Genomic DNA, 23180 nt, shown 5'->3' with positions numbered 1-23180 from the left:
ATGCTTAAGCCACTGCTTCTTCTGACTCTGATCACCCTAAGTATAGCGACCACTTGCCTGGCACAGGTTCGACCAGCCTCCAATTCCAGAAAAGCAGTTACACTCTACTACAAAGCTGAAGAAGCCGCACAGGCCCGCGACTTTAACAAGGCACTCACTTACCTCGACGAGGCGATAGAGCGCGATCCAAAGTATGCCGACGCCTACCTCAAAATAGCGCACCTGCACCGGGCCATGGGCAATAAACCGGAGGTATTTGAAAACCTGCAGAAAGGCTTGGCCCTCAAACCCTTTCATGCTGGTTTGATGAACAGCTACTTCGACCTGGCCGACCTGTACTTTGAGCGGGGCGATTACGAGAACGCCCGCAAAAACTTCGAGTTTTTCCTGCGTGGCAAGCCTCGAAATGGCCGCATGACAGACTTCGCCCGTCAGCAGATTCAGTCCGCTGATTTTGCTGCGGAAGCGATGAAGAAACCGGTGAGTTTTAATCCGGTCAGACTTCCCGAAAACGTCAATCGCTTCGAGCTGCAGTACTTTCCTTCCACCACTGCCGACCAGCGTCACCTAATCTTTACAGCACGTGCCGGCCATCGCCCTGACCAAGACGAGAACATATTTGTGAGTCAGTACCGCGATAACCAATGGAGCCCGCCGACTTCTATATCACCTTCCATCAACACGACCGCCAACGAAGGAGCCGCTACTATTTCCGGTGACGGCAAAACTATTGTGTTCACTTCCTGCAACCGTTCCGACAGCCAGGGCGACTGTGATCTTTACATCTCTTTCAGGAGCGGTGACGAGTGGAGCAAACCCAAGAACATGGGCACCATCGTAAACTCCAAAGCCTGGGACTCACAGCCCAGCCTGTCTGCTGACGGGCGCACCTTATACTTCACATCTACCAGGCCGGGAGGTATTGGCAAAGAAGATATTTGGGTAACACGGTTAAATGAAGACGGGTCGTGGCAAAAGCCCGAGAATATGGGCGAAACTGTGAATTCTAAAGGCCGTGACATGGCCCCTTTCATCCACGTGAGTGGGAGCACACTTTACTTTGTGAGCGACGGGCACTTAGGTATGGGTGGCCTCGACGTGTTTATGACCACGCAGGACAACAGAAGTAAGTGGAGTACGCCCGAGAACATGGGCTACCCATTGAACACACACGCCGACGAAGGTTCGCTATTCATTACTGCCGATAACAAAAAAGGCTATTACTCCCGCCAGGAAATGACCGAAGCCGGCGCCTCTACCATACAACTCTACGAACTGGACGTGCCTGAAAACTGGCGCAGCAAAGTGAAAAGCACTTACGCCCAGGGTCGCGTTTACCATGCTGATACCAAGAAGCCTATTGCTGCGGTGGTGCAGCTATACGATGTAAGCGCCGACTCGTTGGTGCAGCAGGTAAACTCCGACAAAGTATCAGGAGAGTATACCATTGTGTTATCTGAAGGGCGACAGTATGGTCTCTACGTATCAGCACCTGGTTTCCTGATGAACAGCTTGAGCTTTGACTATACCTCACACAAGTCACTAGACCCGGTAGTGCTCGACGTATACCTGAAGCCGATCAAATCCGGCGCAGCCATAGTGCTCAACAACCTGTTCTTCGACACTGGACAATACAAGCTGGAGCGTGAGTCAAAAACAGAGCTCGATAAGCTCATCACTTTCATGCAGCAAAATCCTTCTATTAAGATCGAAATATCAGGCCACACCGATGACATTGGTTCCGATGCTGATAACAAAGTACTCTCTGAGCGACGCGCCCGTTCCGTAGCCGACTACCTGCGCAGCAACAAAGTACCGAAGGAACGTATCACCTCCGTAGGTCACGGCGAGAACCGCCCGGTTAAACCAAACACTTCAGACGAAAACCGCAGTCAAAACCGCCGCATCGAAATGCGGGTGCTGTAGGAGAGGAGCTTGTATCACTACCACTGATCAGGTATAGTTTCGTAGTTTGCATATTCTTACTTCTTCAGCTAATTTAATACACCTTTATCCTATCTCAAGTGGGTTTTATATACCCCTGTCCCCTTCAAAGGGGGAGTTTTTGCTACTAACAATTCTCCAGTTACAGCATCATAGCAAATATCTCTGGGAATCATAGCAAGACTAACTTGCCCCGGAAGCGATGAAACAAAGAGCCTTAACCAGGTGCACCATTACGACACTCCACTGTTGGGGGTGAAGGGGTCCCCCTGTCAAGAGCGTTCAGCGAGTGGGGGTAGGGGCCCTCGATTTTTTTATCAAGACAAAAAGTAGGGCCCGCCGCACAGGCGAAGCTATGAAAGTAAATAAGTTAAGGTATTGATAATCAGTTACTACGCCAGTTGAAAACTTGGCCAAGGCATTACCACATTTCCGCTATACCTACAAAAGCAGTAAAACAAAACGGCCCGCTGCTCTAAAACAACGGGCCGTTCCCTTAAATAGCATTACAATATTATCTATTCTCGATATCCACATAGTTACGCTCTGTTTCACCAGTGTAGATCTGACGCGGACGGCCGATCGGCTCTTTCTGCTCGCGCATTTCTTTCCACTGTGCGATCCAGCCTGGCAGACGGCCCAGGGCGAACATTACCGTAAACATGTCGGTTGGGATACCAAGCGCACGGTAGATGATACCTGAGTAGAAGTCTACGTTAGGGTATAGCTTACGCTCTACGAAATACGGATCGTTCAGGGCAGCTTCTTCGAGTTCCATTGCAATGGTTAGGATCGGGTCGTTGATGCCAAGAGCAGTCAGTACTTCGTCAGCAGCTTTCTTGATGATGCGGGCACGTGGGTCGAAGTTCTTGTAAACACGGTGACCGAAGCCCATCAGACGGAACGGATCGTTTTTGTCTTTTGCTTTCGCAATGAATTTCTTAGAGTCGCCACCATCTGCTTTGATCTGCTCAAGCATTTCAATTACAGCCTGGTTTGCACCACCGTGCAGCGGTCCCCACAGGGCGCTAATACCGGCAGATACAGAAGAGTAGAGGCTGGCGTTAGCAGAACCTACCAGACGTACGGTAGACGTAGAGCAGTTTTGCTCGTGGTCGGCGTGCAGGATCAGCAGTTTGTTTATGGCATCTACTACTACCGGATTGATTTCGTAATCTTCCGTTGGGAAGGCGAACATCATGTGGAGGAAGTTAGAGCAGTAGTCCAGCTTGTTTTTAGGGTAGTTTACCGGATGCCCAACTGAGTTTTTGTAAGACCAGGCAGCTATGGTGGAGATCTTGGCCATCAAACGAATGATAGACAGGTCCATCTCCTCTTTTGACTGGTTTGGATTAAGCGACTCCGGATAAAAAGCAGTCAAGGAGCTGATCATGGCAGAAAGGATGCCCATCGGGTGTGCCGTTGACGGGAAGCCATCCAAAATCTTGCGCATGTCCTCATTCACAAGGGTATGCATTTTAATTTTGCCACTGAAGTCCTCTAGTTCCTGCGCAGTTGGCAGTGCACCGTAGATCAGCAGGTAGGCTACCTCAATGAAATTTGACTTTTCAGCCAGTTGCTCAATCGGATAACCTCTGTAATGTAGAATGCCTTGCTCTCCATCCAGGAAAGTGATGGCACTTTTAGTGGCACCCGTATTTTTATAACCTGAGTCCAGGGTGATGTAGCCTGACTCTGAACGCAAAGCAGCTATATCGATTGCTTTTTCATTCTCGGTACCAGTTACAACCGGGAACTTGTAGGACTTCCCCTCTAAAATTATTTCAGCGTGTTCTGACATGCCTGTATTTTTTATATGTCCGTGAATAGTCTCTTAACGAAGCGAAATTATGGAAAAATGTATTTAAAATGAAATGGAATGATGCGATATATGGTGAATTAACAATGTTTTAACCTACTTTTCTGTCCGCCATTTGTATAAACGACATTCTGTCAAAATGTTTCGGAATATTATGCAGTGTCTTGTACTTATCCGGTCCAGATTCTCACCAGGGAGAGGGACTCTCATCACTATCGGCAGAAGAGTTCCCGAAGCCATGGCGCGGGGTATAAGGTGTGCCTTTGCCTTCCAGGTGATTCTGCATATCCAGGTATAGCTTGATGCGATCCAGTTGGATGAACTCCTCCCAGCGCTCCTGATCAGTTGCCGACATCCGGCTGATCAAGTCAGTTAGCTGCAAGCCACCTTCCGATTTCTGAAGATCCTGGATGTAAGGGTCCGAGTCGATCATGCCCTGTATCTTTACTCTGAAGTAGGTATTCAGTTCCATATACCTGTCTTCATCCCAGTGTTCCATTTCTTGCATCATAATCCGCTGCATTTATCATCTATACTCATTCCCTGGCCAGAAGGCTACATTCTATTACTCTAAACCACCCAATCCCGGATTTTAGCTCCGCAATCTAAACACCGGCATGATTAAAAGACCCCGACGGTAAACAGTGTGATTCCAAACGTAACCTGTCCGCAGACTATAAACGTTACTCCTGTAGCGCCTTTCGTAAACGTTCGAGCCTCAGCACCGTCGCAATTCAGCGCATTAAAGTTCTGCAACTGAAGAGCCGGCGTTCTTCAGGTATAGGCTACGTGAACTTGATGATGATTTCGTAGATATCGAGGCCTCCTCTTAAAAGCGGTATCTGTCCTAAGTTTAGTTATTTCTTGTGCATTTTTGAAAATCATGTCAGAGATACCTTGCCTACAACAAAAGGTATAGGTATAGACAATCCTATTTAGAATACGTATAGATGTGAAGTTATAATATATTACCAATTTTGAATTTAAAATGCAGGTGCACTGTTCTGCAAATAAAGAGGGGCCGCACCCGACCATACAAAAGTTAAAATCTACGTATAGCATAACATAGGGCACAGGGGACAGCCCATTTTGTCGCCAAGCCACTCTTCCCCTGTTCCGGGCAATGGAAAGCGGCGCCCTGCTTCATGTGTACGCGTACACATTTCCTGCCCGCAAACCTGTGCATGAGCACACAGCCTCAGTACTTACCAAAGGCCTGGCCTTAGCGCAGGTTCCAGATAAACAAGCAAAGCGGCATTCCTTAAACGATAAGGCGTGCAGATCATACTATACTCAATATGATGACACATTCAACTGATAGGCAGTAAACGGGCTCTTCTTTTCGGGCTACTGTTTATTGCGCTCAGGTTCAAAATGATTCTCTAAAAATACGCCCTATGAACATTTTAGAAAAGATCAAGACCAATTACAGTGCCTCCATGAACGAGATGACAGTAGCTGCCTATCTTGAGGAGTGCCGGAAAGACCCGAAAATGTATGCCAAGCCAGCTGAGCGTATCCTCGACGCCATCGGTGAGCCGGAAATGCTCGACACGCGCCAGGATCCTAAACTTAGCCGCATCTTTTCCAACAAGAAAATAAAGATCTACCCTGCCTTCCGCGACTTTTACGGGATGGAAACGACCATTGAGCAGATCGTATCGTACTTCCGGCACTCGGCGCAGGGCCTGGAGGAAAAAAAGCAGATCCTATACCTGATGGGTCCCGTGGGAGGCGGCAAAAGCTCTCTGGCTGAAAAGCTGAAGCACCTGATGCAGCAGAACCCGATTTATGTGCTCAAAGCAGACGATCAGATCAGTCCGGTTTTTGAAAGTCCGTTGGGGCTATTTGCCGACTATGCTGAAGAACTGGAAGAGGAGTATGCTATACCTGCCCGCTACATTCCGGGTTGCATGAGTCCCTGGGCCTCCAAGCGTCTGCGAGAGTTTGACGGTGATATTAATCGCTTCCAGGTGGTGCGGCTCTTCCCGTCCATACAGGAGCAGATCGCTATTTCCAAAACTGAGCCGGGCGACGAAAATAACCAAGACATCTCAACGCTGGTAGGTAAAGTTGACATCCGCAAGTTGGCTGATTTTCAGCAAAGCGACCCGGATGCTTATTCCTATACCGGTGGGCTCTGCCTCGCTAACCAGGGTTTGCTAGAGTTTGTGGAGATGTTCAAGGCGCCGATCAAGGTGCTCAACCCATTGCTCACCGCCACCCAGGAAAAGAACTACAAAGGTACCGAGCCAATCGGCGCTATACCTTTCGACGGTATCATTCTGGCACACTCCAATGAGTCAGAATGGGCCAAATTCCTCAACGACAAAAAGAATGAAGCCTTCCTTGACCGTATCTACAAAGTTCAGGTGCCGTATTGCCTGCGTGTAAGCGAAGAGATCAAGATCTACGAAAAACTGATTCGGGAAAGCTCCCTCAAAGAAGCACCTTGCGCGCCGAAGACCATTGAGCTGCTGGCTGAGTTTTCGGTGATGTCGCGGTTGAAGGAGCCGGAGAACTCCAGCATCTATTCTAAAATGCGAGTATACAACGGCGAGACGTTGCGCGAGACAGACCCCAATGCAAAATCCATACAGGAGTACCGCGACGATGCAGGTATAAACGAGGGTATGCAAGGTATATCGACTCGCTTTGCGTTCAAGATCCTTTCCAAAGTCTTCAATTTTGACAGCGAAGAAATTGCCGCTAACCCAGTGCACCTTTTGTATGTGCTGGAGCAGGAAGTGATCAAGATGATGCTGCCGCCCGAAACAGAAACCAAGTACCTGCACCTTATCAAATCGGTGCTGGCCAGTAAGTATGCCGAGTTCATTTCAGACGAGATTCAAAAGGCTTACATTGAATCCTACAGCTCCTACGGTCAGAATATTTTCGAAAAGTATGTGGTATACGCCGACCACTGGATGCAGAACAATGATTACCGCGACCCGGACTCAGGTGAGATCTTTGACCGCAGCATTCTGAACGATGAACTGGAAAAAATTGAGAAGCCGGCAGGTATAGCCAATCCAAAAGATTTTCGCTCTGAGGTAACAAACTTCTTTTTGCGTCACAAAGCAAACCACGGCGGTAAGAGTCCGCGATGGGATTCCTATGAAAAGATCAAGAACGTGATTGAGAAGAAGATCTTCACTAACACCGAAGACTTGCTACCAGTTGTTTCCTTCAACGTGAAAACGAATGAAGAAGACGAGAAGAAGCACCGCGACTTCACCCGCCGCATGCGAGACCGCGGCTATACCGACAAGCAGATCCGCATCCTGGTCGACTGGTTCATGCGCGTACGCAAGACGATGGCTTAAACAAGTCACGAGTTCTGAGTCACGAGTTCTGAGTTGTTCTCAGTAAAAGGGACTCGAGCCTCAGAACTCGTGACTCAGAACTCAATAAAATATGTCCCACATCATCGACAGACGGAAGAACGACAAAGGGAAGTCTACTGGTAACCGGCAGAAGTTTTTGAAGCGGGTCGAGAACCAGATCAAAAAGGCTATACCTGACATCATCTCGCAGGAGAGCATCAAGGACAGCAGTACCGGTGGTAGTGTGAAGGTACCCGTGCGCGGACTTGAGGAGCCCACTTTTCACCACGATCCTAAAACTGGTAAGAAACAAACGGTGCGTCCCGGCAACGACAAGTATAGCGAAGGCGACCGCATAGCTAAACCCAAAGGGGGCGGCGGGGGCAGCGGACGGGGGAAGGGCTCCAATAGTCCGGAAGTGACCGAGGATGAGTTTACCGTGGTGCTGTCGCGGGAGGAGTTTCTGAAGTATTTTTTTGATGACCTTGCGCTGCCCAACATGGTGAAAAAACTGATGGACAGCACCGAGAATTTTGAAATGCGACGAGCCGGTTATACCCGCGACAGCGTTCCTTCGCGCCTCAACATTAAATCCAGCTACCAACAGTCGCTTGGGCGTCGACTGGCCCTAAAGGGCGTACTGGACAAGAAGTTGGTGTTGCTGGAGGAGCAGCTGTCGCTGGCGACCGACCCGCAACTGAAAATCGAACTCGCCGAAGAGGTAGAGAGAGTGCGGCGACAAGCGAACACCCTGCCTTTTTTCGAGGACATCGACTTACGCTACAACAATTTTGAACGGGTGCCTATACCTGTTACGTCGGCTGTAATTTTCTGCATCATGGACGTGTCCGCTTCGATGGGGCAGCACGAGAAAGACATTGCCAAACGCTTCTTCACGCTACTCTACATCTTCCTGACACGCCAGTACAAAAATGTGGAGCTGGTCTTTATCCGGCACCATACAGAGGCCAAAGAGGTGAGCGAAGAAGAGTTTTTTAACTCCCGTGAAAGTGGCGGCACCGTAGTAGCGCCCTCGCTCAAACTGATGGAGCAGATTAGGCGCACCCGCTACGACGATAGCTGGAATGTGTATTGCTGCCAGGCCTCTGACGGCGACGTGTGGTCGAAACAGGACGCGACCGAATGCAAGCGGATTTTGCTCGAGGATATCCTGCCCGCTATTCAGTACATGGCCTATATCGAGATCAGTAATAGTCCGCGTGAGAGTGACCTGTGGCAAGCCTACAACCGCATCAGCGACGACGACTCTTTTTCGATCCGGCAGGTATACGAACCCTACGAGATCTGGCCTGTTTTCCAAGGTTTGTTCAGGAAGAGGAGTACTGTTTAGTTAATCTTATGTTTGAACTTGTAGAGACAGGTAGCGACCTGTCCGCTCTGTAGATCTCAAAATTCTGCTCTTTCGGATTTGCAATCCGAAAGTTGGTAACCAGCGGATTTGTAATCCGCAAGGCAAAGGCGGTGGCTACCGACAAAGAGGCGAATTGCAAATCTGCATGAAAGATTGATCCGGATTACAAATCCGAAACAGCCATGAATTCAGCATATGAAATTTTTAAATTCATGGGTCTTATGAAGTCCACAAGGAGATCATCCTGAAAATCTTAAAATCTTGTAAATCCGGATTCAGACAAACATACAGCAGACCACCATGACAGACATAGAAAAATACCGGGCGATGTTTTGTGATCCGAACTGGGATTATGAAACGCTAAAGGCGGCAGATGAGGTGATCAGCCGAATCGGGCAGGAGTATCTGAAATTGAAGATCTACCCAAACCAGATCGAGGTAGTAACCTCAGAGCAGATGCTGGATGCCTATGCGCTCACGGGTTTGCCGACTTCGTATCCGCACTGGAAGTTCGGGAAGGACTTTGTGCTTAACCAGAACAATTACACCAAAGGCCGCATGGGGCTTTCGTACGAACTGGTGATCAACTCCAACCCATGCATCAGCTACAATATGGAGAACAACTCCACCTGTATGATGCTGCTCGTGATTGCCCACGCCTGCCAGGGTCACAATGCCTTTTTTGCCAACAACTACATGTTCCTCGACTGGACTTCCGCTGACTCCATTGTCGATTACATGGCTTTTGCGCGGGAATATGTGCTGCGCTGCGAAGAGGAACACGGGGAAGAAGAGGTAGAGAAGGTGCTGGATGCTGCGCATGCGCTCATGAATTACGGCGTAGATAAGTACAGAAAACCTACTAAGTTGTCGGCAGTGGAAGAGAATGAGCGTCTGAAGAAGCTTACCCTGATCCGACACGAGAACTATAACGAGCTTTGGCGCACCCTGCCGCAAAGTCCTTCCGAGTTCGAAAATGGTGCCTTAGACGAAACTCGCTTCCCGAAAGAGCCGGAAGATAACATCCTGTACTTCATCGAAAAATACGCCCCGACGATGCCAGCCTGGAAGCGTGAACTCATCCGCATTGTCCGCAAGGTGTCGCAGTACTTTTATCCGCAGGGCGCTACCAAGGTGATGAATGAGGGTTTTGCCACTTTTGTGCATTACCATATCATCAACAAGATGTTTGAGGAAGGCTACCTCAACGACGGCTTCATGCTGGAGTTTATCAAGAGCCATAGCAGCGTGCTTTTTCAGCCGGAATACAACAGCAAGTTCTACTCCGGACTCAACCCTTATACCCTGGGCTTCAATATTTTCATGGACCTCAAGCGCATTTGTCAGGAGCCGACCGAGGAGGACAAGGCCTGGTTTCCCGACCTGATCGGCAAGGACTGGCTGGAACAGGTACTTTATGTGATGGAGAATTTCCGCGACGACAGTTTTATCCTGCAGTACCTTTCCCCAAAAGTGATCCGCGACATGAAACTGTTTACGATCATAGACAACGAAGGAGAGACGGAGTTTGAAATCGGTGCCATCCACAACGAGCGGGGTTACCGCCGGGTGCGGGAGCAGTTGGCGGCGCAGTACGATCGTGCCAGTATTATCCCGAACATACAGGTTACCCGTGTAGACCGGCACCAGACCAGCAAGCTATACCTGACGCATTACATGCAGAAGGATCGCAAGCTTGAAACCAAGAGTGCCCGCCAGACAATGGCGCACCTGCGGTATTTATGGGGTTTCCCGGTGGAACTGCACTCTAAGAATAAGCTGGGGATTAATGAGAGTTCTTTTGAAATAAAGTGAGTGTGCTATGGCGTGAGTGTCCTCGCTCGTGTCTGGTAGAGTGGGGCCACTGGTCCAAGGTATAGGTAGGTATAGCTTACTATACTTTATAGCTACTGCTGTTAGCAGGTATAGCAACCTGACTTGTTTCATTGCTTCGCCTGTGCGGCGGGCCTTACTTTTTGTCTTGCCACAAAAAAATCGAGGGCCCCTACCCCCAGTAGGCAAAAAAGTCAAGACTCCCCAAATCGAGGGGCCCCCTACCCCCACTCGCTGAACGCTCAAACAGTGGGTAGTCAATTTGTGCACCTGGCACAGGTGATCCGCTTTGTAGCTAAGGTGCAAGTAAGTCTTGCTATACCTATCACTGATGTTTGCCACGGAGCTATACATAATAACTGGCAGTTACAGAGATTCCCCTCTCGGGAGGGGCAGGTTAACCGTGCACACGAAACCGCAGTTACAAAGCTATACCTAAATTCGTCGTAGTATTATGTCCACCTCCTGTTTTGGGAGATTGGGAGGAAACTCCCCCTTCGAAGGAGGCAGGGGGGATGTTAATCGTACACTGTTCCTTCCTCTATTTTGAGGAATGCTTGAAGGAGGTAACTCATTCCTGAAAAGCCTTTCTGATCCTGTAAATCTTGATTCAGACTAATACTTCCCCTTCGTCTTCATAAACTCCTTTAACCCCTGCTCAAACAGCGCTACCTCCTCCATAGTATTGTAAGGTGCAAGGCCGATGCGTACCCAGCCGCCCATGGGATTTACTCCTAACTTTTCAGCCATGGTGGAGGCGTAGAAGTGGCCGTCGGCGATACACATGTGGTAGTTTTCGGCAAACCAGCTTGTCACCTCACGGGCTTTTATACCCGGGATCGTGAAAGCGAAGGTCGGGGTTTTGTATACACTTTCTGCTGCACGGTAGAGTTTCAGGCCGGGCACTTGGCGCAGGAAACTGTCCAGGCGGGCTGTGAGTTGTTGCTCGTGTGCTTCGATGCGCTGCATACCTGAAACCAGCCGTTCTCTACGGTTTTTTCCCTCGCCCAGTTGCTCCATAAACGTGATGGCTCCAATCAAACCGGCTATGGCTTCGTGGTTCTGCGTTCCCGTTTCGAGTTTGTCAGGAATCTGCTGTGGGGCAGGTGCCAGTTTGTATACCTGCAACTTCTCGAAAAGTGAGGTCGCGATCACAGCTATACCGATGTGCGGACCAAAAAACTTGTAGGCAGAACACAGCAGTATATCGCTGCCCAGTTCCTTAAAATCGAAGGACAGGTGTGGCACCGCGTGCACAGCATCTAACACCACGATCGCGTTCACTTCCTTAGCCCGCGCAATCACCCGCCTGACATCTGTCACCGTTCCTGTCACATTCGACGACATCCCGATAGCGACCAGCCTTGTCTTTTCTGTGATTAGTTCGTCGAGCTTGTCTAGGTTCAGGGTATAGGTGTTGGGGTCCAACTCCAGAAATCTGACTTGAGCGCCTTTGTCATTGGCCAACGTCACCCAGGGATCCACGTTGGCGCGATGGTCCATTTCGGTCACTACCACTTCATCTTCAGCAGATAAAAAGCTACCCAGGCTGCGGGCAATGCTGAAAGCCAGCGTGGTCATGTTCTGCCCGAAAGCTACTTCCTCGGGAGCGCAGTGCAGCAGGTCCGCCACCGCTTTACGACCTTCGAGCAGCAGGTTGTCGGTACCCACGCTGGTCGGGAAAGCGCCGTGCAGGTTGGCCATGCCGCCTGTGATGTAAGCCAGCATACCGTCAATAGCCTGTTGCGCCATTTGGGTGCCGCCGGGTCCGTCGAAATAAATGAAGGGTTTTCTATCACCTGACTCCTGCAGGGCCGGGAAGGCCGCACGGAGGTTTGCTACTGCTAAAGAACTCATAAAATGTATTGCTGGATGGCCCGCCATAAGGCAGGTTAATCGTTAAAATGATACAGGAACGTGACCACGCCGGTATAAGCGGGTTTACGGCTGTTTTCGATTTCAAGGGTAACTTCAATCTGAGTTTTAGCGATGCCGCGCAGGTTTTTGACAGAAAGCATTTTGGCGCGCAGTCGTACCCGGCTGTTCACCGTCACGGCCTGGTTGAAGCGCAGACTTTCTATCTCGTAATTCACCTGCATCTTCACATTCCCGATCTTCACGATCTGGCCCCACAGGTATGGCAGCAGCGACACAGTAAGGTAGCCGTGTGCGATTGTTGACCGGAAAGGAGTTTCGATGGTAGCACGGTTCTCGTCCAGGTGAATCCATTGGTGATCGAGGGTGGCGTCTGCAAATTTTTTGATCTGCTCCTGCGTGATGGTGTGATACTCGGAAACACCCAGTTCTTTCCCCTGGTAAGACTCCAGTTCTTCCAGGCTATTGATGGTGATTTGGCTCATGTTAGGTTTAGTTGTTTGTGTTTGTGGTATAAACTTACGTTTTATTCTGGAAAATTAGTTGTTTCCTATGTTTAAGAATATGCTAATACTGGTGTTTTTAAGGATGTTGATGGAGGTTATGTGATAGGTTTTTGGTATATCGTAAGTTTTGGGGAGTGCAAAGGTTGTTTTGCATGAGGACGGTTTGTAACTGGTGTAGCGGCGCCTTTTGCAGGTATAGCAACTTGCATTGCTTTGTAGCATCGCCTGTGCAGCGGGCCTTACTTTTTTCCTTGATGGGGGTAGGGCCCCTAGCCCCAGTAAGCAAAAAAATCAAGACCCTCCAAATCGAGAGCCCTTACCCCCACTCGCTGAACGCTCTTGACAGGGGGACCCCTTCACCCCCAACAGTGGAGCGTCATTTAGTGCACCTGGAACCGCTATTTACTTCGTAGTAAGCGTACAAGTTAGTTTTGCTATACTTGCCAGAGCTATTTGCTATAAAGCTATACCTAACAACTGGCAGTTACAGAGATTCCCCTCTCGGGGGGCAGGGAAATGTTAATCGTGCATAGAAAATCCCGTAAATCTTTAGGGATGGAAGTCCTATAAATAGATTTAGAGAATTTCGCCGCTTTAACCCAAACCGAGCACATTTAACTTTCTCACTTCAAGTACGCTATTGTTAAAATCCACGCAAAACATCTGCCATGAATTACAAACAATTGGGAAAATCAGACCTTCTGGTAAGTGAAATCGCCTTTGGGTGTATGTCGTTGAGCGGCGACTATGCGGCCAATGCCAGGCTACTGCGCCGGGCGCTGGATCAGGGAATAAATTTCTTTGATACGGCTGATCTGTATGACAAAGGAGCGAACGAAGAAACAGTCGGGAAAGCGTTCGATGGAATGCGAGACAAAGTGATCATCTCAACCAAAGTCGGAAACCAGTGGCGGCCCGACGGTAGCGGCTGGGACTGGAACCCCACAAAAAGTTACATCCTGCAGGCTGTGGAAAATAGTCTCCGGCGACTGCAAACCGACTACATCGACTTGTACCAATTGCACGGCGGCACCATCGACGACCCGATAGATGAAACTATCGAAGCATTTGAACTGCTCAAGCAACAGGGTAAAATCCGAAATTACGGTATCTCGTCTATCCGACCCAACGTGATTCGGGAGTATGTGAAGCGCTCCAATATTGTAAGCGTGATGTTGCAGTATAGTTTGCTCGACCGCAGACCTGAGGAAGAGGTGCTGGAGTTGTTGCAGGAAAAAGGTATAGGCGTGTTGGTCCGAGGGAGTCTGGCACAGGGGCTGCTGGCCGGAAAAACTGCCAAGCCATACCTCGGCTATACCTTAGAGGAAGTGCAGAAAGCGGCGACTGCTCTACAGCATGTAGCAGGCAATGAACGCAAGTCAGTTGAGGTTACGGTGCGCTATACCTTGCACCATCCGGCGGTGACTGCGGCCGTGTTGGGTATGCGCACCGAAGAGCAATTGGAAGATGCGTTGCTGGTTTGTGAAAGCGTGCCGCTATCAGATAATGAAGTAAAGATTCTGCAGGCGCTGCTCACACCAAAGAAGTATGAGCAGCACCGCTGAAATTACTGTTTTTTATATTTGATAATAGGAACAGAGATGCTAAGGTTCAGGCGCAGGCCACTCCAACCCGGCTCCAGCTTGTCGTTTTTGCTGTTGCGGTCCAGTTTGAAATTAGGATTTCCAGATGTATGAAATGGTCCACTGGCACTGGCCATGTAGCCGGTTGTCAATTGAACAGGGATATTTCCTATACGGCATAGAAGCCCTGCATAAGGTTTGATGCCAAATCCGGTGGCGTTGTATTGCTTTTCGTTTTCATCTGTCCGTTCATATAGGCGGGTGTATTCTTCTGCATGAAGCTTGCTTAAAATCACACTTGCTTCCAAACCAGTCACAAAGCCGAAACGTGTGGCTCCTATGGGAAACTGAGAAGATACCAGTATACCCACTGATTTGTATTTCACTCTCAGGTCATGGCGTAACTCACCGGAATAATCCTCATAGTGTACGCGGCCGCCGGTTTCGCCTAATTCCCCAAAAACTCCCGTATGGATTCGCTCACTCAGGGCATAAACAACACCCAAGCCAAAATGATAGTGAGGATTAAAGGAGTTCACAGCCTGTGCATTGACATCCGACGCATAGCTAAGTGTTTGCTGATACTCTTTCATGGCTTCCATCCGGAAAGTGCCGTATCCTGCTCTCGGCTCCAGGGATAGCTTGGCCTGTGCCATGGCACTGCCAGACAACAGCAGGAAAATGCTTATAGATATTATCAATTTCATGTGTCGCATGGCTTAAAGGGGGATGTAGCTGAACTGAGAAAAAATCTTGTCTTTGTAAATAAATGCCGGACCCGCGACTCTCAGTTTGCGGATGAGCTGTCCCGTATCGAAGTTATAAATAAACAATGTACCTAAACCATTTACGCACAGGTATCCGGACGCCCCATCTATATAATAATCAACCAGTTCTTCTTCCTCTATCGTAATTGTTTTTACCCAGGCACCTGTCAAAGTGGAATAGAAAAGCAGTTGCCGGCCACTCTGCACTGAGAACAACGGCTTAGTGGGGTGATAAACGAGTTTGTTTACATCGACTGTCAGCTGCGTCTGCTGTTTCCAACTGCCGTTGCTCTGCTCAATAAACAGGCTTTCGTCCACCTTTATGGTTTTGCCGTCAGGGCTGATGGATGAAAAGTTCGGGAAGAAGCCGGCCATTCGCTTGGTTACTACCTTCTTGCGATTCATATCCACCAGGTAGACCGTGTCTCTGCCAGTAGAGTAACTGTTCGCTTCAATCAACAGCCTGTTTGTGTTGCTAACGCTTAAGCTGATGTTCTCATAATCAGAAAAAGGCAGCAGGCTACGTAAAGGGCTCATCTCCAAAGTTTGCAGCGATGTTGGGTCCAGTTTATGGATAACATCATCCAGTATTGTATACATGTGCTGCGCATTCTCAGATATCACGTTCTTCTGGAGATGCTCCTGCCAAATCTGCTGGTTATTGATGTCCCGCACCTGCTTTACCTGAAGCGTGCTGGCATCTATCACCTTGATACGGCCATCTTCGATGGTATAAAAATGGTTTATGGCCGGGCGGCGCTGAAGTCCTTCAATTGGGAATGGCCCCCATGGTGTGCCGAAAGCTGGTACGGTAAACGTGGAAGGAGAGAGGTACTGCAAATCATTGATTCCTTTCGGGTAAGTATAAAGCGAAACGGGATAACCGTTTCCTCCGAATGCTAGTTCACCATACGTGACTACCGTGTCTGCCACTTCGGTCGTTTTGTGTATGATGCTACTGAAAGAGGTTAGCGCGTACTGTCTGAAGTTCCTGTAAAATGGCGTGGAAGTATGGGTGATGGTTAGGTTATAATCCTTGTCATAGGTAGCAGAAAGAATCTTTGGCAGTGGGTAGTTGTAATCTTCTTTTAGGCCGACGGTGTGCTGACTGCTTGTTCTGGTATAGGTAATAACATGATAGAACGAATTTCCTCCTATATAAGATTGGTCCAAGAATGAAGTAAGGTTCCTGTCGCTGGACCGAGCAATAACTTCTTCGGAACTACCTATTGTTCTTATCAGCATATAGAATGCAAATCCTTTGTGGGTCGTCGGTTCCCAGGTAATGCGTAGTTGCCCATCTTCCGGTGCTATACTGACAATGCGGGCAGGACTTGGCAACGAGTTGTCGATATGTACTATCCAGGTGCGGTATACCTCCAAACCCTCGACTCCTTTTTTATCTGCCAGACTGCCAGAAGCAGAGTTAGTAATAGCAGACAGCTGCAATTTGTAATAGCCGTCTCTATAATTTTTTGTCTGCAGGAAATAATCACTGGAAATATCCCTTCCTTGTTTGACAACCGAGTTATTGAATTTGAGCTGATAGCCATACAATTCCCGGCCTGGCAGCGAAATAGTGAAATACAGTTGCTTGTCACCTTGTACATAAATCGTGTCACCTTGCTCATGCAGGTAAATTCCTCCCTCAACCGTAGTCGTAGGACTCACCTCCTCAAAATGACTACCGGATAGGTTATATTCACAGGAAAAGAGAAAGAACGGAAGCAATCCGGTCATGAGGCGTAAAAGTTGCTTCATAGGCTGGTAGGTCAATAAGTTTCAGCTAGGTATAGAAAAACGCAAATATACAGGTTGTCTGCTGTTTGCAGGTATAAATCGGGATAATTATATACCTGTTGTTATAGCAATAGAAATTACCCGCCTTAGGGCTGCCCGTCACTCAATGAAACAAAAAAGCAGCAAACGCTTCAGTCTGCTGCTTTTCAAAATGCTGTATGCTATACCTGCGCATTGAAGCAGGGCGTATACGTTAATCGTAGCTTTTCTTTTTCTTTTCGAGTTTAGCCGCCTGCTTTTCCTTTGGAGTTTTGGCTGGCTTTTTCTTTACATCCTTTTTTGCGTCTTGTGACTTTGCCATAGGTATAGATTTAAGGTATAGAATAAAGGTACGTAATTTTTCTATTCGTAATGCACCTCCAGCTCATCTTCCACCAAACCAAAGGCAATGCCACGCATCAGGATCTGGGCGTTGGGGTGGGAGGGATCCTGCAGGTCCTGCTCAATCTCCCCGATGCTCATGCCCAGCGTATCGCCTCCGAAAATGCGGATGCGCAGCGATCGTGTGTTTTCAACTTCGTCTTCGTCCTCATGTTCATCGTCGGCATCTGCCTGTAGCTGCAGCTCCATTTCCTGCAGACGCCCGATCAGGGTATCGCGGTCTATTTCCTGATCCAGGAACTGGCCGAACAACTGCCGGGCCATGGGGGAGTAATGGGGTTGATGGGGCATGGACATTTACTGTGCTGATGAAACGCAAGATAAGGGAATTGTTCATCAAATGACGTATTTATAGGCGGAAGACTGCCCGATAGCGCACCGCCTTCAGGCTAGTTCCTTCACTGCCTGCTTCAGGTTGCCCGAAATTGTGTGTAGCCATTTGAGCTGTTCAGAAATAAGGCGTGCCTCCTTCAGGTTTTTCAGAAAGTCAGGGGCGATGGGTTTGTAGGCTGCTCCTGCCAGTTCCTGGGTGCGTATAGCCACCAGCTCGTTATACCTGCCTTCCAGGTGCCCGTAAGCCGCTACCAGCTCTTCTCTCGAAACACTTACTTCCGGGGCTTCCTGTTCCAGAGTATGCAGGGCGTGCGCCAGGTTGGTGTCTATCGATTGTATGACCAGGTGAAAGTCTTCCGGTGCGGCCTCCGTCTGATTGTCGCGGATAAAGGTACCCAGCGCAGCGGCAGCAGCCAGAAAGGTATGGTTCAGGCCAACTATTTCGTAGAATTCCATCAGTTTCTGTTGCGCGGTTTTCGGCTCCTGGCTCATCCGTTGGAACGCTGCATTCAGGTTGCCCATTTGCAGAAAGGCTTCTTTCCTGGCAAGTTTGTAGGCTGTGGCATTCTGCGATTTTTGCTGATTGTATCGGTCAATTTCGGCCAGGTAGCTGCGGTTGGCGTTCAGGGTATTCACAATATTCTTTTTTATACTCGACGATTCCCACGAGGGCCACAAAAAGGAGATTGCCACGATGGAAATAACAGCACCTGTCAGGGTATCGATCACCCTGAACTGGATCGCGTCGAAGGCATCCGGGGTGATGAGGGCATAGATAAAAATGACGCCTGTGGTCACGAAAATAGAGGAGGTGCGGTAGTTGCGCTGGATAAAAGCGAAGGAAAGTATCAGCGAAACAAGCGCAAGCACGCCATACAGGTATACGTTTTGCACCAGGAGCACCACCAGGCCTGCTATAGCAGCTCCCAGTAAAGTGCCATAGAGCCTGTGTTTCGACCGCTCTTTGGTCAGGGTATAGCCGGGCCTCAGGATCACCACAATCGTGAGCAGAATCCAGTAAGCGTTCTGTATCGGGAAGATGATGCCCAGCACGTAGCCCAGCAACATTGCGATCGTCAGCCGGCCGGCATGTTTAAAGATGGGCGAATCTGCAGAGAAGTTATCCCGCAAGATCCGCACATCATAATCCTGCTGCGTGATGAACTGCCGGCTCTCTCTGCTTTGCATACCTATACTCTGCTGTTCCTCCAGGTCCAGGTATACCCGCTCGATGGAAGTTATTTTTTGCAGCAGCTTTTCTTCGTAGTCCAGCAAGTTGTGGAGCAGGAGGGCACCTTCCCGGGCCTGGGGTAATTTGAGCTCTTCCACATACTGCCGAATGCTGTCGCGGCACTTTTCCAGCAAAGGTTCTATGTCATTTTCGGACGTAAGGGCGCGCTCCTGCTGCATACTAAATGCGAGGTTTTCCAGCTTTGCAGACAGCTCAAAAACCAGTTTAATGAAGGGTAGCAATACCCTGACGGAGTTACCAAATAGTTCTCTGGCACGCTCATAGTTGGCCGGGTTGGCCAGCGATAGTTCCAGGATGTCGATCAGGTCGATAAAGATCAGGAGCTGTTTTCGGTGGTAGTTGGAAGTGCCGGAGCTTTGTCTTTCGTGCAGGAGCACCTCGCGCAGGGCTTCGTGCGTCTCGTTTAGTTTTACCTGCAGGTTGTAGAATTCTTTCTGAAGTGCATCGCGGTCCTGGCTCTCTGTGACCAGTTTGCCGCGCAACTGTATGTAGCGGGCAGTCTGACGGAGGCACTCTGTCAGTAGGTTTTCGGTCTGGCGTCTTTGCAGCAACGAATGGAAAACGAGTGAAAGCAGCAGCGCCCACAAGCCGCCAGCCCCCATCAACAGGCCATGTATAAAAATATCGGCACCTGTATGGGCGTGTACAAAGCTTAGCACCATGGCCATCAGTCCCGCAAAAGAGACCAACGAAGCCCGGAAGCCATAAACGGAGATAAAAGAAATGCAGAATACGAGCACCCCCAGTACCGGAAGCAACAGGTATAGACTCTCGGATGCCAGGTCAATGGCTATGCTGGCGAGCATGGCAATGGCAGCCGAAGCGATTATACCAACGTTTTTATGCTTTCTGCTGCCCGGCACAGCGCTACCTGAAGCCAGCACAACACCCATGGCAATGCTCAGAAAGTAGGGTACCTGCTCCAGCCATATCCCCAGCGAAACAGGCACAGCGGCACCAAACGTGATCACCAGCGCCTTTACAAAATCAGTACTTTTTAAAAAATGTTTCAGCTCCTGCAACATAACGCAAATGTACGGGAAGTGCCGGGGAGAAGCTGTGTCGGGAGGGGGAACAATTTTAATTCAGGCAGATTTTTGAGCCGGCTATACCTGGAAGTATAGCAATGGCCTGACTTCCGCGGGGAGTTACCCTAACCCGAATCCCAATCAGCAAAAAAAAAAAAAACACCTGCCGGTTTCCCGACAGGTGCTTTTTCATAAGTAAACAGCTGGCAATTATCTGTTTTTCATCAGTCGGAAAGTTTTAACCTCACCGGCAGTTACCAGGCGAACGATGTAGACGTTGTTTCGCAGGGTGCTACCGTTCAGCGTGAAGGTATAGGTTCTGTCGGCGTCGGCGCTGCCCTCAAACAGACGTGCTACGCTGTTGCCGTTCAGGTCGTATACCTCCAGCACTACATATCCTTCCTCCTGACCCAGTGTGAACTGCACCGTTGTCTCGCTCGTGAATGGGTTCGGATAAGCGTTCAGGACAGTGGCAATTCCTTTGCTGGCAACTGCAGCAGGAGCACATCTGCCTAGCGTGCCACCTTTGCTCAGGTGCACTGCTACTGCTTCTGGTGCTACACAGATGCCGTTGCTCGGATTCGTGGCGCTGCCTGTTTTGTGGCATACGAGCACCTTCTCATTGTTCTCGCCACAACGTACATCCAGCACCTCTACTGTAACCGTGGCAGTGGAAGTACAGCCGTAAGCATTGGTCGCTTCTACCATAAAGGTATACGTTCCTGCTGCCTGCGGCGCGAACTCAGTAACTGCGCCAGTGGTGGTGCTCAGGCCAGCAGCCGGTGTCCAGGTATAGGTTGTATTTGCGTTATCAGCAGTAGCATCTGCTGCCGTTAGTGTCAGCGATTGGGCACCGTAACCCAGGGTTATGGTATTATCTGGCAGACCGGTAAAGGTGTTGTCCGTTCTGCTTAGGCTGATAGCGGCCTGTGGCAGCACGCCTTCAATCGTTACCACGGCTGTAGCTGAGGCCTCATTTCCGCTCAGATCGCGGGCAGTAAAGGTTACGGTGTTCTCGCCGATGTGGCTGCAGTCGAAGCTGCTTTGGGAGATCTGAAGTGAACTTGCATCCAGACCGCAGTTATCCCAGGTGCCCAGGTCAAAGTCAGCTGCTGAGGTGTTCACGATGCCGTTGCTGAGCGAGCGTGTTATATCCTGAACCAGGATAACCGGAGCCGTAACATCTTTCTTAGTAAGGGTCATGCTACTGGAAGTAGACTTGCCGGAGGCATCCGTTGCAGTAAAGGTGATCTGCATGGTGCCTGCCCCGCTGATCTCTGTACCGGCTGCCGGTGACTGCGTGAGCATGATCTGATCCGGGAAGGAAACGTCGTCGCTCACGGTCAGCATAGCAGTGTAGTCAGGCAGGGTAACGGAGCAATTGGCGTCGTACAAGTCAATTTCCTGGTTACTCACACCGGCTATGATCGGTGCCTGGTAGTCGCTCACGTTAGAAGGTGCACTCTCGTTGTGGAAGCGGTCCAGTGCCGTCACGAAATAGTAGTAAGGCGCGTCCGAAGCCAGTGTATTGTCGGTATACCTGCCGGTTGCGGTGTTGGTGATAGCCAGTAGGTTATCGGTATTTTCCGGATTGATCATCGGGCTCAGGGAGCGGTATACGGCAAACTGCCTCACCTTATCAAACTCATTGCCGTTGTCTGTAGGCTTGGTCCAGGTAATGACCACCGAGTCGTTGCCGTGGCGTTCTGCGATCAGGTCTGCCGGGGCTGTGGGGGAGACATTGTCGCGCCAGGGCATGTTAGGTAGCAGGGCGGGCTTGCTGTAGAAGTCATAGCGCAGCGAGTCGCGGAAACCCAGTTTAGTGGCGTTGCGCATGCTGCTGGTGTTGTAAATGGCCTGGCCCTGGATGTTGCTGTGTGCTGCATCGCGGTTGAGGCGTATCTGGTCCGGAATCTGGGAAGGATTTGCCCAGTTTGCACCCTGTGCCGGATCGTTCACTTTGTAACCGGCCATACCGATGTAAATGTGGCGGCCATAGGCATTGTTGTTCCACCAGGGGATGAGTACGCCGTAATTGGCACCGGGCTGGTCGATGTACCAGTATACCTGCGGGGCCAGGTAATCGATCCAGCCTTCCTGCAGCCATTTGCGGGAATCGGCATAAAGCGATACGTAGTGCTGCAGGCCGCTGGTAGCCGAGCCAATGGCTGGGTTGGTGCTGTTGCGATAGATGCCGGAAGGTGAAATGCCGAACTTCACCCAGGGCTTAGCTGCCCTGATGGTTTCGCTTACCTGTTGCACGAGCATGTTCACGTTATCTCTTCTCCAGTCGCCACGGTCAATGAAGCCCCTTGGGTCAGCCAGGTAGCTGGCATCGTCGTTGAAAACTGCGTTCGGGTAAAAGTAGTCGTCAAAGTGAATGCCATCCACATCGTAGCGCGTCACGATGTCCTCGATCACAGAAGTTACGTAGTCGCGCACTTCCTGCAGGGCAGGGTTGAGGATACGCTGGTTACCGGCTGCCAGCAACCACTCCGGCTTGCGACGGGCCACATGGCTTGGGTCGAAAGTGTTGATATTGTTGTAGTTGGCAATGGCCCGGTAGGGGTTGATCCAGGCATGAAATTCCATGCCCCGCTTGCGGCACTCCTCAATCGCGAAAGCCATCGGGTCCCAGGGCGTGGCGGGCGCTCTTCCCTGCAGGCCCGTCAGGTCGGCCGACCAGGGCTCGAGTTGACTTGAGTAGAGGGCATCGCACTGGCTGCGCACCTGCACAAAAACGGCGTTGATGCCGGTGGCTTTGTGGTGATCCAGAATCGAGAGAAGAGCGGCTTGCTGCTGGGCCGGCGTCTGGTTTCGGTTGGGCCAATCGATGTTGGCATAAGTCGCAATCCAGGCGCCACGGAACTCCCGCTTGGGCGCACTTTGGGCCATTCCATTCAGGAACAGCGCCAGCGACAGGAACATTGAGAGTAAAGGTGTTTTCATAAGCACATTTCTTTAAGTTTTTATGCGTGAATGGTTTAAGGATAGACGAATAAACGCATTTATGTATAGAAATGTTTTAATATAATGTATTGGCTGATCCTAATGTTTTGGAAAGTCAGCTTAGAATTATGCAGGAGTAGTTTTGCAGGTATAGGAGAGGTTATTTTTGAAAGGCTCACGACTTAGAAAGCAGGCTATAGGTGGAATTGTGTGTCGTCTACTCTATACAAATTTGCATCATATTGCTATTGTGTAGGAGGTGCTGGCGCAAAGCATTCTCTGGAGAGTGGAGTTTTTGGGAGTGGTGCCGCGAATACATTAAATAATGTATTCGCGGCTTATGTACGGATGGTAAGAATAAATTCAGTTCTCTTTTGTGTTTGTTTCTCAATCATCAGTCGGATGTTAGTAA

At 49.7% G+C, this 23180-nt stretch carries 14 protein-coding genes; 5 read left to right on the top strand and 9 right to left on the bottom strand.

The annotated features are described in order from the left end of the window. Window positions 1-1926: an OmpA family protein gene (locus K3G39_RS06385; RefSeq protein WP_220625350.1), complete on the top strand. Its 1926-nt coding sequence runs from the start codon at window positions 1-3 to the stop codon at window positions 1924-1926. 532 nt (window positions 1927-2458) lie between these two features. On the opposite strand, the gene K3G39_RS06380 is transcribed toward K3G39_RS06385, so the two are convergent. After that, on the bottom strand, window positions 2459-3745 hold the full coding sequence (locus K3G39_RS06380) for a citrate synthase (protein WP_220625349.1): 1287 nt from the start codon (window positions 3743-3745) through the stop codon (window positions 2459-2461). A 205-nt stretch (window positions 3746-3950) separates the two neighbouring features. Then, window positions 3951-4274 (bottom strand): hypothetical protein, encoded by a 324-nt coding sequence (locus K3G39_RS06375; protein WP_220625348.1) that lies wholly within the window; start codon window positions 4272-4274, stop codon window positions 3951-3953. 886 nt (window positions 4275-5160) lie between these two features. Here K3G39_RS06375 and K3G39_RS06370 point away from each other — a divergent pair. The 3 genes from K3G39_RS06370 (at window position 5161) to K3G39_RS06360 (ending at window position 10276) form a co-directional block, all read left to right on the top strand. Next, on the top strand, window positions 5161-7089 hold the full coding sequence (locus K3G39_RS06370; RefSeq protein WP_220625347.1) for a PrkA family serine protein kinase: 1929 nt from the start codon (window positions 5161-5163) through the stop codon (window positions 7087-7089). 91 nt (window positions 7090-7180) lie between these two features. Beyond that, window positions 7181-8440, top strand: coding sequence for a YeaH/YhbH family protein (locus tag K3G39_RS06365; protein ID WP_220625346.1), 1260 nt, complete (start codon window positions 7181-7183; stop codon window positions 8438-8440). 321 nt (window positions 8441-8761) lie between these two features. Continuing rightward, window positions 8762-10276, top strand: a complete 1515-nt coding sequence (locus K3G39_RS06360; RefSeq protein WP_220625345.1) for a SpoVR family protein — start codon at window positions 8762-8764, stop codon at window positions 10274-10276. Window positions 10277-10909: 633 nt separating this feature from the next. Here the strand turns inward: K3G39_RS06360 and K3G39_RS06355 are convergent. Both K3G39_RS06355 and K3G39_RS06350 read right to left on the bottom strand, forming a co-directional pair. Further along, window positions 10910-12151, bottom strand: coding sequence for a cysteine desulfurase-like protein (locus K3G39_RS06355; protein ID WP_220625344.1), 1242 nt, complete (start codon window positions 12149-12151; stop codon window positions 10910-10912). Window positions 12152-12186: 35 nt separating this feature from the next. Then, entirely contained in the window at window positions 12187-12654 is a 468-nt protein-coding gene (locus K3G39_RS06350; protein WP_220625343.1) for a MaoC family dehydratase, read from the bottom strand. Window positions 12655-13343: 689 nt separating this feature from the next. On the opposite strand from K3G39_RS06350, the gene K3G39_RS06345 reads away from it, so the two are divergent. Then, on the top strand, window positions 13344-14240 hold the full coding sequence (locus K3G39_RS06345; protein ID WP_220625342.1) for an aldo/keto reductase: 897 nt from the start codon (window positions 13344-13346) through the stop codon (window positions 14238-14240). Between the two features lie 2 nt (window positions 14241-14242). On the opposite strand, the gene K3G39_RS06340 is transcribed toward K3G39_RS06345, so the two are convergent. The 5 genes from K3G39_RS06340 to K3G39_RS06320 all read right to left on the bottom strand — a co-directional run bounded on the left by K3G39_RS06340 (window position 14243) and on the right by K3G39_RS06320 (window position 22768). Beyond that, on the bottom strand, window positions 14243-14965 hold the full coding sequence (locus K3G39_RS06340) for a hypothetical protein (protein ID WP_255594065.1): 723 nt from the start codon (window positions 14963-14965) through the stop codon (window positions 14243-14245). 12 nt (window positions 14966-14977) lie between these two features. Continuing rightward, window positions 14978-16786: a hypothetical protein gene (locus K3G39_RS06335; protein WP_220625341.1), complete on the bottom strand. Its 1809-nt coding sequence runs from the start codon at window positions 16784-16786 to the stop codon at window positions 14978-14980. A gap of 381 nt (window positions 16787-17167) precedes the next feature. Then, window positions 17168-17497: a hypothetical protein gene (locus tag K3G39_RS06330; protein WP_255594063.1), complete on the bottom strand. Its 330-nt coding sequence runs from the start codon at window positions 17495-17497 to the stop codon at window positions 17168-17170. A gap of 93 nt (window positions 17498-17590) precedes the next feature. Beyond that, a complete protein-coding gene (locus K3G39_RS06325) occupies window positions 17591-19816 on the bottom strand; it encodes an FUSC family membrane protein (protein WP_220625340.1) in 2226 nt (741 codons plus the stop codon). 213 nt (window positions 19817-20029) lie between these two features. Continuing rightward, complete coding sequence (locus tag K3G39_RS06320) at window positions 20030-22768, bottom strand: family 10 glycosylhydrolase (RefSeq protein WP_220625339.1); 2739 nt, start codon at window positions 22766-22768, stop codon at window positions 20030-20032. Window positions 22769-23180: the final 412 nt, after the last annotated feature.

The sequence above is a fragment of the Pontibacter sp. HSC-14F20 genome (assembly GCF_019599265.1).
Taxonomy (GTDB): domain Bacteria; phylum Bacteroidota; class Bacteroidia; order Cytophagales; family Hymenobacteraceae; genus Pontibacter.
This window is presented reverse-complemented; position numbering and strand designations above follow the sequence as displayed.

What these genes read in the sequence shown, in the direction of transcription:
- K3G39_RS06385 (WP_220625350.1), top strand. Translation starts at nt 1, where the DNA reads ATGCTTAAGCCACTGCTTCTTCTGACTCTGATCACCCTAAGTATAGCG.
- K3G39_RS06380 (WP_220625349.1), bottom strand. Translation starts at nt 3,745, where the DNA reads ATGTCAGAACACGCTGAAATAATTTTAGAGGGGAAGTCCTACAAGTTC.
- K3G39_RS06375 (WP_220625348.1), bottom strand. Translation starts at nt 4,274, where the DNA reads ATGATGCAAGAAATGGAACACTGGGATGAAGACAGGTATATGGAACTG.
- K3G39_RS06370 (WP_220625347.1), top strand. Translation starts at nt 5,161, where the DNA reads ATGAACATTTTAGAAAAGATCAAGACCAATTACAGTGCCTCCATGAAC.
- K3G39_RS06365 (WP_220625346.1), top strand. Translation starts at nt 7,181, where the DNA reads ATGTCCCACATCATCGACAGACGGAAGAACGACAAAGGGAAGTCTACT.
- K3G39_RS06360 (WP_220625345.1), top strand. Translation starts at nt 8,762, where the DNA reads ATGACAGACATAGAAAAATACCGGGCGATGTTTTGTGATCCGAACTGG.
- K3G39_RS06355 (WP_220625344.1), bottom strand. Translation starts at nt 12,151, where the DNA reads ATGAGTTCTTTAGCAGTAGCAAACCTCCGTGCGGCCTTCCCGGCCCTG.
- K3G39_RS06350 (WP_220625343.1), bottom strand. Translation starts at nt 12,654, where the DNA reads ATGAGCCAAATCACCATCAATAGCCTGGAAGAACTGGAGTCTTACCAG.
- K3G39_RS06345 (WP_220625342.1), top strand. Translation starts at nt 13,344, where the DNA reads ATGAATTACAAACAATTGGGAAAATCAGACCTTCTGGTAAGTGAAATC.
- K3G39_RS06340 (WP_255594065.1), bottom strand. Translation starts at nt 14,965, where the DNA reads ATGAAATTGATAATATCTATAAGCATTTTCCTGCTGTTGTCTGGCAGT.
- K3G39_RS06335 (WP_220625341.1), bottom strand. Translation starts at nt 16,786, where the DNA reads ATGAAGCAACTTTTACGCCTCATGACCGGATTGCTTCCGTTCTTTCTC.
- K3G39_RS06330 (WP_255594063.1), bottom strand. Translation starts at nt 17,497, where the DNA reads ATGCCCCATCAACCCCATTACTCCCCCATGGCCCGGCAGTTGTTCGGC.
- K3G39_RS06325 (WP_220625340.1), bottom strand. Translation starts at nt 19,816, where the DNA reads ATGTTGCAGGAGCTGAAACATTTTTTAAAAAGTACTGATTTTGTAAAG.
- K3G39_RS06320 (WP_220625339.1), bottom strand. Translation starts at nt 22,768, where the DNA reads ATGAAAACACCTTTACTCTCAATGTTCCTGTCGCTGGCGCTGTTCCTG.